At 70.1% G+C, this 10,472-nt stretch carries 9 protein-coding genes and 1 pseudogene; 7 read left to right on the top strand and 3 right to left on the bottom strand.

Going from position 1 to position 10,472, the window contains the following annotated elements:
• The first annotated feature begins 117 nt into the window (after nt 1-117).
• From E1262_RS29660 to E1262_RS29630, 7 genes are all read left to right on the top strand, one after another.
• Nucleotides 118-1,524, top strand: coding sequence for an ROK family transcriptional regulator (locus tag E1262_RS29660; protein WP_203454723.1), 1,407 nt, complete (start codon nt 118-120; stop codon nt 1,522-1,524).
• Between the two features lie 180 nt (nt 1,525-1,704).
• Nucleotides 1,705-2,967 carry an ABC transporter substrate-binding protein gene (locus tag E1262_RS29655; protein WP_162606140.1) on the top strand — a complete coding sequence of 421 codons (1,263 nt, stop codon included), beginning with the start codon at nt 1,705-1,707 and terminating at the stop codon, nt 2,965-2,967.
• A 104-nt stretch (nt 2,968-3,071) separates the two neighbouring features.
• Nucleotides 3,072-4,349, top strand: coding sequence for an alpha-L-fucosidase (locus E1262_RS29650; protein ID WP_132107943.1), 1,278 nt, complete (start codon nt 3,072-3,074; stop codon nt 4,347-4,349).
• Nucleotides 4,346-5,263, top strand: a complete 918-nt coding sequence (locus E1262_RS29645; RefSeq protein ID WP_132107942.1) for a carbohydrate ABC transporter permease — start codon at nt 4,346-4,348, stop codon at nt 5,261-5,263. Before E1262_RS29650 ends, E1262_RS29645 begins: the two co-directional genes overlap by 4 nt.
• Complete coding sequence (locus E1262_RS29640) at nt 5,253-6,188, top strand: carbohydrate ABC transporter permease (RefSeq protein WP_132107941.1); 936 nt, start codon at nt 5,253-5,255, stop codon at nt 6,186-6,188. The genes E1262_RS29645 and E1262_RS29640 overlap by 11 nt, the downstream gene beginning before the upstream one ends.
• Nucleotides 6,189-6,196: 8 nt before the next feature.
• Nucleotides 6,197-7,678: a M81 family metallopeptidase gene (locus E1262_RS29635; protein WP_203454718.1), complete on the top strand. Its 1,482-nt coding sequence runs from the start codon at nt 6,197-6,199 to the stop codon at nt 7,676-7,678.
• Nucleotides 7,679-7,754: 76 nt separating this feature from the next.
• Nucleotides 7,755-8,696: an ROK family protein gene (locus E1262_RS29630; protein ID WP_162606139.1), complete on the top strand. Its 942-nt coding sequence runs from the start codon at nt 7,755-7,757 to the stop codon at nt 8,694-8,696.
• 35 nt (nt 8,697-8,731) lie between these two features.
• Here E1262_RS29630 and E1262_RS29625 read toward each other — a convergent pair whose 3' ends face one another.
• The 3 genes and pseudogenes from E1262_RS29625 to E1262_RS29615 form a co-directional block, all read right to left on the bottom strand.
• A complete protein-coding gene (locus E1262_RS29625) occupies nt 8,732-9,757 on the bottom strand; it encodes an NAD(P)/FAD-dependent oxidoreductase (protein WP_132107938.1) in 1,026 nt (341 codons plus the stop codon).
• Nucleotides 9,754-10,284: an isoprenylcysteine carboxyl methyltransferase family protein gene (locus E1262_RS29620; RefSeq protein ID WP_132107937.1), complete on the bottom strand. Its 531-nt coding sequence runs from the start codon at nt 10,282-10,284 to the stop codon at nt 9,754-9,756. Before E1262_RS29620 ends, E1262_RS29625 begins: the two co-directional genes overlap by 4 nt.
• Nucleotides 10,285-10,288: 4 nt before the next feature.
• A pseudogene (locus E1262_RS29615) lies at nt 10,289-10,472 on the bottom strand (3-oxoacyl-[acyl-carrier-protein] synthase III C-terminal domain-containing protein); the annotation flags it as partial.

The following is a 10,472-nucleotide window of genomic DNA, read 5'->3' as shown; positions in this document are numbered from 1 at the left end:
CAACTCGCTGGCGGCCTTGGCTCGGTCGAGCGACTCCTTGGACTTGCGGACTCCTTGATCGGTCCAGCTGATCAAGCTGATGAATGTGGGCATCGCCGCTCACCCCCTGAAGATGGCGTGCCTCTCGGGAGTCGTCGTCCGGGGCACGGCGACAACTCCCACGCTACGACCGGGGAGCGACGATGGAAATGCTCTGCGCTCGATCCGCTGCGCTGGGGTGCGAAGGATGGCTACCGGCGGCAGACCGGCACGACCGCCAATCATCCGATGTCCCGCCCTGGGGCGGTCTACGCTGAACTTCGTGCGGATGTCGAATCAACTTCGTTCGGAGGCAGCATCATGGCGGCTCGATACGCCCATTCGACGACGCCCGGCGGCATCTACGCTCTCGTGCGCGACGGGCTCGCGCGGTCGCGTGCCGATCTCGCGCGACTCACCGGGCTGGCGCCGTCGACCATCACGCTCCGGGTCGAGGAGCTGCTCCGCCGCGGATACCTCGACGAGGAAGGTGATGGCGTCTCACGCGGGGGCCGGCGGCCACGAGTACTGAGGCTCGCTCGCGACGAACGAGTGGTGGCGGGGGTCGATCTCGGCGCCCGTCACGCGGCCATCGGCCTGTTCGACGTGGCCGGGACATGCATCGTCACCAGGAGAAGCAGCATCGACATCACCCGGCCGCCTGAGGTCGTGTTGCGCAGCGTTCACCGCGAGATCCTCGACGCCCTGGCCGCGAGCAACGACGCCGCACGCCGCCTGGCCGGGGTGGGACTGTCGCTGCCGGGCCCGGTGAGCGCACCCGAGGGACGGGTGATCTCGCCATCGCGAATGCCGGGCTGGAACGGCATCGATCCAGCCGCGATCCTGAGTGGGTTGTCCGGCGTGCCTGTGCGAACTGAGAACGATGCGAACGCGATGGCCCTCGGCGAGTTCATCGCCACTGGCCGCACGACACGGCACATGATCGTGGTCAAGGCGGGCTCGAGCATCGGCACGGGTGTCATCGTGGACGGGGCGCTGTATCGCGGCGCACGTGGCATGGCCGGCGACGTCAGCCACACGTCCGTCGCGGACGGGCCACAGGTGCTGTGCTCGTGCGGCCGGTTCGGCTGCCTCGACGCGGTCGCCGGCGGTCGTTCGATCGTCGCAGCCCTGGCCGCCGCCGGCGTGCCGATCGACGACGTGGCCGGCGTGGCGGGCCTCGCGAGTGACGCCCATCCGCTGGCCACCCGGCTGCTGCGCGAATCAGGACTGCGCACGGGTGCGGTGCTGGCCACGCTGGTGAGCTTCTTCAATCCCGAACGACTCGTCCTGGCGGGGGTGCTTTCGACCACCGAGGCATTCGTCGCGGGTGTTCGCTCCAGCGTCTACGACCTGTGCCTTCCCATGTCCACGACGGGGCTCGAGCTGGCCGAGTCGACCGTCGGCTGGGATCTCGGTGCCCGCGGCGTCGCCGCCCTGGCGCTCGAAGAGCTCCTCGATCCCGCCGCCGTGGACCGCGATCTTGGCAAGTCGCCGCGGACTTAGTTCAGCTATTGAATTCAAACTGCATTTTAAGTGCGATTTCTCCTAACGAATGGGTCACGGCAGAGGGCTCGACGTCGCGGATGCGTTAGCCTCGCGATCCACCGGACATCCGATGTTTAGCCGTCGGAGCGCTGGAGCGTTCCACTCAGTCGCAGGATGCGACCCTTCGAGAGGGGCACAATGCAGAAGAGAAGACTGGCGTTCGGCGCGATGGTCGCTGTCGGGGCTCTCGGGTTCTCCGCCTGCGGGCAGGACGACGGAACGTCCGCCGACGAGGGCACCACGACCATCGTGTGGAACATGTGGTCGGGCGATGCCGAGTCCGAGCAGAAGCTGCGCGACCAGATGGCCGTCGCACAGGGGCTCGTCGGGAACGACATCACGATCGAGCTGCAGACAGCACCGTGGGCCGACTTCTTCACTAAGCTCAACGCCAACATGGCCTCGGGGAAGGTCGCCTGTGTCACAGCGATGAACGGACAGCGGCTCACCGGGTACACGGAGGCCTTCCTGCCGCTGGGCGAGGAGGAGCTGGAGACAGCCGGCATCTCTCGTGACGACTACAACCCCGGTGCGCTCAGCGTGATGGAGCACGACAGCACGCTGTACGGACTCCCGTACGACACCGCGACGATGTTCCTGTTCTACAACGCCGACCTCTTCGAGCAGGCCGGTGTGGCCCTGCCGACGAACGACTGGACGATCGACGAGTTCGAACAGGCGGCCAGGCAAATCACCGCGAACACCGGTGTGAAGGGCTTCGCAGTCTCGATCGACGAGTTCCAGTGGCTGTCGTTGCCGATGGCGAAGTCCGGGCTGCAGCCGGTGAACGACGACGGCGAGCTCGCCCTGACCGACCCGGCGTTCGTCGAGGCAGCGACGTGGTACGGCGACCTGGTGACGGAGGCCGGCGTCTCCGCCGCCCCGCCCTCGGCCGCGGAGACGGCGTGGGATCCGACGCAGTTCGAGAACGGCCAGGCGGCCATGATCATCGACGGGACGTGGAACGCCACTCGCTACACCGACGAGGGCCTGCCGTTCACGGGGGGCGCGGTCCGTCTGCCCGCCGGCGACGCCGGCGCCTTCGGTGTCGCGCTCGGCTCCGGCTACGGCGTCGCCGCCAACTGCGAGGAGAAGGAGGCCGCGCTCGAGGTCCTCGGCGCCCTCACCGGCCCCGAGGTGCAGCAGGTCATCGCCGAGCAGGGGGGCTACCCCGCGCAGCTGGGCAGTCAGCCGCTGTACTTCGAAGCGCTGCCGGCGTCCTCGCGCGACGTGCTGACGGCGGCCTTCACCGCGGGCTTCGACGGCTCCACCGCGCAGCGCGTGAATGATCAGTGGACGCAGGTGGCGACCGCGATGCCGAACGAACTCGTCAGCGTGTACGCAGGGCAGAGCTCGATGGCCGACGCGTTGGAGAGCCTGCAGTCGCGCTTCGCGCGCTGACGACGACGCCGGGCGGGACCGGGCAGCCTCCGGTTCCGCCCCGCACGGCTGCCGCATCGACCCGCACCGCCCCGGCTTCGCCCCGACGGAAAGGCAACAATCCCGTGACCGAGCACCGCACCGCGTGGTTCGCGCACGACCGTTTCGGCATGTTCGTGCACTTCGGCCTGTACAGCGTCGCGGCACGGCACGAGTGGGTCATGAACTACGAGGAGATCGGCGTCGAGGAATACGCACGGTACGCGGAATACTTCGACCCCGACCTCTTCGACGCACGCGCGATCGCGCGCACGGCGCGGGAGGCGGGCGCACGCTACGTCGTGCTCACGACTAAGCACCACGAGGGCTTCTGCCTGTGGGACACCGCCACGACGGCGTTCTCCGCTCCGCACAGCTGCGGCCGCGACCTCGTCCGTGAGTTCGTCGACGCCGTCCGGGCAGAGGGCCTGCGGGTCGGCTTCTACTACTCTCTGCTGGACTGGTCGCACCCCGACTACACGATCGACCGTCACCACCCGCTGCGCCGCCACCCCCATGTCGCGGCACTCAACGCAGCTCGCGACATGGACCGCTACCGCGCGTATCTGCACGAGCAGGTACGCGAGCTGCTGACCAGCTATGGGCCCGTCGACTATCTGTTCTTCGACTTCACCGAGCACGCGGAGCACGAGGGCCTGCCGGGTAAGGCGCCGGAGGACTGGGACGCGGCCACACTGCTGGCGTTGTGCCGCCGGCTTCAGCCGGACATGGTGGTGAACGACCGGCTCGGCATCGCCGCCGACCTGGTGACTCCAGAGCAGTACCAGCCGGTGCGCCCGCTCGAGCGCGACGGTGTGCCCGTCCTGTGGGAGGCGTGTCAGACGATCAACGGTAGCTGGGGCTACCACCGTGACAACCTGGACGCCAAGAGTGCGGGGCTGCTCGTGCGAATGCTCGCCGGGTCGGTTGCGCTCGGCGGCAACCTGTTGCTGAACGTGGGTCCGACCGGCCGGGGCGAGATCGCACCGCGCGACGCGGTCCTCTTCGCGGAGGTGGGCGAGTGGACGCGGCGGCACGGGCCGGCCATCTACGGTGCCGGTCCCTCGCGGTTCACCCCGCCGTCCGGCGTCGTGTACACACAGCGCGACCGTCGGCTGTACGTGCATCTGTTCGATTGGCCGTTCCAGCATCTGCACCTGCCGGGTCTCGCCTCCAAGGTGAGCTTCGCCCGGCTGCTCTGGGACGGGTCGGAGATCCTTTTCCAGGAGATCCGACCTGACCAGGAAGCCTTCAACATGATCCCCGCAGGCCCCGCCGCGGGAACGCTCACGCTGACGCTCCCGGTCCAGAGACCGCCCGTGGCGCTGCCCGTCATCGAGCTCATCCTGCGGGAGGACGCGTGAGGACCGAGTCGTCCATCCGGCCGCCGCGCCGGAACAGCCTGCATCGCCGGGAGCGCCGGCAGGCGTTCGGCTTCATCACCCCTGCGGTCGCCGGCCTGAGCATCTTCACGGTGATGCCGGTGGGGCTGGCGATCGTGATGAGCGTGTTCGACTGGCCCATCTTCGGCGAGCGGGAGTTCATCGGATTCGGCAACTACATCGAGTTGCTGACCGACTCGCCGGACTTCTGGCCCGCCCTGCGCAACTCGGTGGTGTTCACGGTCCTGTACGTGCCCGTCAACCTGGTCGTGGCGCTGGGCCTCGCGCTGCTGCTCGGGCCGCGGATCCGCGGCCGAGCGATCTTCCGGGTGATCTTCTTCATCCCGGTGGTGACGCCGATCGTCGCCAACGCGCTGGTGTGGAAGCTCGTCCTGCAGCCCGACGGCCTCCTCAACGGGCTGTCGACGTCGTGGTTCGGTCTCACCCTTCCGAACTTCCTGGTCGACCAGAACTGGGCGATGATCGCTGTCGTCGCCATGAGCGTGTGGGCCGGTATGGGCTACAACATGCTGGTGCTCACGGCTGCGCTCGAGCAGTTGCCGGCCTCCCTGCTCGAGGCGGCGCAGGTCGACGGGGCACGCGGCTGGCGGATGCTGCGCAGCATCGTCGTACCGCTCATCTCCCCGGCGATCTTCTTCGCCGCCGTGATGACGATCATCTCGTCGCTGCAGGTGTTCGCGCAGCCGCAGTTGCTCACCGGCGGAGGCCCGGGCACCAGCACGATCCCGCTGGTGATGTTCATCTACAACACCGGGTTCGAGTTCCAGGACCTGGGCCTCGCGGCGGCGGGCGCCTGGTTGCTGTTCATCCTCATCATCGGCGTCACGGCGATGCAGTTCCGCGTGCAGAAGAGGTGGGTGCACTATGAGCACTGAGACCTTCGGGGCACCGGTTCCGGGCGCACCGCCACGCGCCGGCGTACCGGCCGCGGACCGCCCCACGCGCCGCCGTCGGCGAGCATCGTTCGGCGGCGAGGGAAGCCGCCTCGGCACGGTCGTCGCATACATCGTCGCCGTCGTCGCCGCTCTCGTCTTCGTCACCCCGCTCGTCTACGCCTTCTTCTCCGCGCTCAAACCGTCACGGGAGGTGCTTCTCGCGCCGCCGCGGCTCATCGGCACGGAGGTGCGCTGGCAGAACTTCGCCGACGTCTTCGAGTACGCGCCGTTCAGGACCTACATCACCAACTCGTTCATCGTCTCGGTCGCCGGTACGCTCGTCGTCCTGTTCGTATCGGCCACCGCGGGCTACGCCTTCGCGCGACTGCGATGGCCCGGCCGCGACATCGTCTTCGTCCTGTTCCTCGGCACGCTGATGGTGCCGCAGGAGGTCCTGGTCATTCCGATGTTCGTCGTGATGCAATGGTTCGGCTGGGTGGACACGTACCAGTCCCTGGTCTTCCCCTGGGCATTCACGGCGTTCGGCACGTTCCTGATGCGCCAGTTCTTCCGCGGCATCCCGTACGAGCTCGAGGAGGCCGCGCGCGTGGACGGCGCCGGCCCGGTCCGTACCTTCCTACGGATCATCCTGCCGTTGACCGGGTCGGCGCTCGCCGTCCTGGCGGTCTTCACCTTCCTCAACTACTGGAACAGTTACCTGTGGCCTCTGATCACCGTGAACGACTATTCGACGCTCGGCACCCTGCCGATCGGGCTGGCCAGTTTCGCCACCCAGACCGGGACCCGCTGGGACTTGCAGATGGCGGCCTCGATCATCTCGATGATTCCCACGACAATCCTGGTGATCGCGCTGCAGAAGCACCTCGTCAAGGGCATCGCGACCTCGGGGCTGGGCGGACGATGAGCGGCCCGATGCGTCCGCGAGTCGCGATCGTCGGCATGGCGATCGAATCGAGCGCCTACTCCGAGCATCGTGCCGGCTATCGCGATTTCGCGGTGCGCGAAGGCGACGAGGTCGTCACCCGATACGGGTTCCTCGCACCCGGCACCGCGTTGCGGGACGCCGCCGAGTGGATCGGCGTGTTCTACGCGCGGTCCATCCCGGGCGGGCGTGTGCACCGGCACGTCTACGACGACTTCAAGGAGCGCATGCTGCGGGGTCTGGCCGCGGCGTCGGCGACCGCACCGCTCGACGGGATCTACCTGGACATCCACGGCGCGATGAGCGTCGACGGGATGGATGACGCCGAGGGCGACCTGATCGACGCGATCCGTGCCCTCGTCGGGACCGAACCGCTGGTCTCGGCGCCGATGGACCTCCACGGCAACGTTTCGGAGCGGCTGGCGCTGGGCGTCGACCTGCCGACGTGCTACCGACTGGCACCGCACGAGGACGCATGGGAGACGCGCGAGCGCGCCGCACTCAACCTGTTGGAGTGGATCGGACGGGCCGGCAGGCCGCGTCGTGCTTGGGTGCGTGTGCCGATCCTGTTGCCGGGCGAGAAGACGTCGACCCGGGTCGAGCCGGCCCGCGGCCTCTACGGGATGATCCCGGCGATCGAGGCGCTGCCGGGTGTGACGGACGCTTCCATCTGGATCGGCTACGCCTGGGCCGATGAGCCGCGTTGTCACGCCACCGTCCTGGTGACCGGCGACGACGACACCGTGATCAAACGCGAGGCGGAGCGCCTGGCGCACCGGCTGTGGGACGTGCGCGACGAGTTCTCCTTCGTCGGTCCCACCGGCACGCTCGACGAGGCGATCGCCGCGAGCATCGCCCACCGCGACGCCGGCGGTGGGCGGCCCTATCTCGTCAGCGACTCCGGCGACAATCCGGGCGCCGGTGGGTCGGGCGACGTGACGTGGACAGTCGGCCGCCTGCTGGAGATGCCGTCGCTGACCCGTCCCGGCGCGCCGGTGACGTACGTGGCCTCGATCTTCGACGCGGCCGCCATCGAGAAGCTGTGGACGTACGGCGTCGGGGACGAGGTCGACGTGCTCGCGGGCGCACGCGTCGACGGACGGGTCGCCGGGCCGGTGCGCATCACGGGCCAGCTGGTGAGCCTGCACGACGCCGACCCGGACGCGGGCCGTGTCGCCGTCGTCCGCCGGGGCGGCGTGCACGCCGTCGTGACCGAGTTCCGCAAGGCCTACCATGCGGCCTCGGACTTCGCCGCCATCGGACTCGAACCAAGCGCCGCCGACATCATCGTGACGAAGATCGGATACCTGGAGCCGACGCTGTACGACATCGCGAAGGGCTGGACGCTCGCCCTCACGCCCGGACCGGTCGACCAGGACCTCGGGCGGCTCGGCCACTCCCGCATCGAGCGGCCGATGCACCCGTTCGACTCATTCGACCGGGCCCCGTCGCTGACGGCGCGGATGCTTTGATGGTCGCGTTCGAGCTCGCGGTCCAGGACGCGGCCCGGCGCATCCACGCGGTCCTTCGATCGGCCGGAGCGGCGGCGTGACGGCGCTCCTCGGAATCGACTACGGCGGGACGCACACGAAGGTGCTGCTCGCGCACGAGCGTCCGTCGGGCCTCGAACGGGTCAGCGCGGAGATCTTCCGCACGCCGCGGAGCGAGACCGCGCTGTCAGAACTCGCCGGGCTCGTTCGAGGGCTCGTCAGGTCCGACCGGCCCAGCGCCTTCGGCATGACCGTCGCGGGAATCCTCGACGACGCCAGCCAGACGGTCGTCACCAGCACGAACACACCATGGCTGAACGGCCGAGCCCCGGCGCGCGAGCTCGCCGCACAGCTGGGTGCACCGGGTGTCGCCGTGCACGACGGCGCGGCGGCCGCCACCGCCGAGGCCATCATGGGCGCAGGACGTGGCCGGGACGACATCTTCGTCCTCGCCCTCGGCACGGGCATCGCCGGCGCGCACGTGATCAACGGCTCGGTGCGGCGCGGCGCGCACGGCGCAGCCGGCGAGATCGGCCACGTCGCCTTCGGAACGGGACGACGCTGCAGCTGCGGACAGTACGGGTGCCTCGAGTCGGAGATCGGAGGGACCCGGCTGGGCGCTCGCTGGGACGAGGAGCGCGGCGCGCCGCCCGGGTCCACCGCGCGCGACGTCGTGGACGCCGCTCGGGCCGGCGATGCTGCTGCGGTACGGGTGCTCGACGCCGCGACGTCCGCGCTGGCGCAGAGCCTGCTCGGCGTCGTCGCGCTGATCGATCCGGGAGCGATCGTGATCGGCGGTGGCCTCGCCCGATCGCCCAAGTGGATCGTCGAACCGGCCGTGGCCAAGGCGACCGAGCGAGCGACCTTTCACCGTCTTCCACCGATCATGGCTGCTGAGCTCGGTGTCTGGGCGGGAGCTTGGGGCGCTGTGCTGGCTGCTCGCGCAGCGGCGGGAGGTACCAACGCCTCCGTGCTCGGCCAGATTCGACGTGTCGGCTGACGGAGGCCCGCGCCGCGACGCCCGCCCGAGCCGGCTCAGGCGGGCTTGGCGAGGACGTTGACGGCGGCGGCGAACACGCGCGGAAGGGCGACGGCGAGGGGCACGAGCGCGCGGCGGCCGGCCGGCATCGACGTCGCCCGCACGAGCGTCCGGGTCAGCAGTTCGTACCGCCAGGTGAGCCGCCGCCACGCTGCCTCGTAACGATCCGGCCGCCCGGCAGCGATAGCGGCGACAGCCGCCCGGGCCTGTGCCATGCCGAGTGCGACGCCTTCGCCGGTGAGTGCGTCGACGTATCCGGCGGCGTCGCCGACCAGGAGGGTCCGCCCGGCCACCCGGCAGCGGGACCGTTGCCGCAGCGGCCCGGCGCCGCGCACCGGGGTGGTCATGGCGCGGCCGGCGACGCGCTCGCGTAGCGCCGGGAACGCGGCCAGGTGCTCGTCGAACGGGGCCCGGGTCGCGGTGAGCACCGCGATGCCCACCAGGTCGGGCCCGACCGGCGTCACGTAGGCCTCGGCCGCCGGCGCCCAATGCACCTCGACGTAGTCGGTCCAAGGGGCCACCTCGACGTGCCGGCGCAGCCCGAATCGGCGGGCCGTGGTCACACGGGCGTCCAGGCCGAGACAGCGGCGGATCGGCGAGTGCAGGCCGTCGGCGGCGACGAGGTAGCGAGCGCGCACGCCGTCCACCTCCACGCCGTCGGCGCCCTGGACCGGCAGCTCCACCGCGGCCGGCACGACCGGCACGCCGGCGTCGGCGACGGCCTGGCGCAGCGCCGCGTGCAGCACCGTCCGCCGGACGCCGCGGCCCGGCCCGGCGCGGAAGTCCGCGACGACGGACCGCTCCCCCGACACGTACCGGATCCCGCGCAGCGGCCTTCCGCCGGGCCGCACGCCGAGGTCGTCGAGCGCGGCGACGGCGCCGGGCATGAGTCCCTCGCCGCACGCCTTGTCGATCGGTCCGATGCGCGGCTCGTAGACGACGACCTCCAGTCCGCGCCGCGCGGCGTGCAGTGCCGCCGTGAGACCGGCGGGCCCGCCGCCGGCGACGATGACGTCGATCATGGTGCCGGCGCGCGGTCCAGCGCCGCGAGCGCGGCGTTCTCGACCGAGATGCGGACGGTGAGCAGGACGGCGTTGAGCACGGAGAACACCACCGTCGTGATCCACGCCGAGTGCACCAGCGGCAGCGCGAACCCCTCGATCACGACGGCGACGTAGTTGGGGTGGCGCAGCAGCCGGTACGGCCCGGCGTGCACCAGCCGCAGCCCAGGAACGACGATGACACGCGTGTTCCACTGCCGCCCGAGCGTCGCGATGCACCACCAGCGCAGCCCTTGGGCCAGCAGGACGAGCGCCAGCATCGTCCAGCCGAGACCGGGTACGAAGCCCGGCCGCCGGATCCACACCTCCGCGAGCGCACCGGCCAGCAGCGCCGTGTGCAGGGCGACCATGAGCGGATAGTGCGCCTGCCCGTACTCGACGCCGCCCCGGGCGAAGCTCCAGGCCGCGTTCCGCTTGGACACCACCAGCTCGGCCAGTCGTTCCAGGCCGACCAGCCCGACCAGCACCGTGAAGAGCACCTCGGACATCGGCTCACGCTCGCAGCAGGACGAGCTCGAGGCAGAAGCCCGGGCCCATGGCCAGCATCACCCCGTACGACCCCGGCCGCGGCGGGCGCAGCTCGAGCGTGTCGGCGAGCACGTGCAGCACCGACGCCGAGGACAGGTTGCCGATGCGGTCCAGCGAGTCCCACGTCAACGCCAGCCCGTCCCGGCCC

The sequence above is a fragment of the Jiangella aurantiaca genome, assembly GCF_004349105.1.
Taxonomy (GTDB): Bacteria; Actinomycetota; Actinomycetes; order Jiangellales; family Jiangellaceae; genus Jiangella; species Jiangella aurantiaca.
This window is presented reverse-complemented; position numbering and strand designations above follow the sequence as displayed.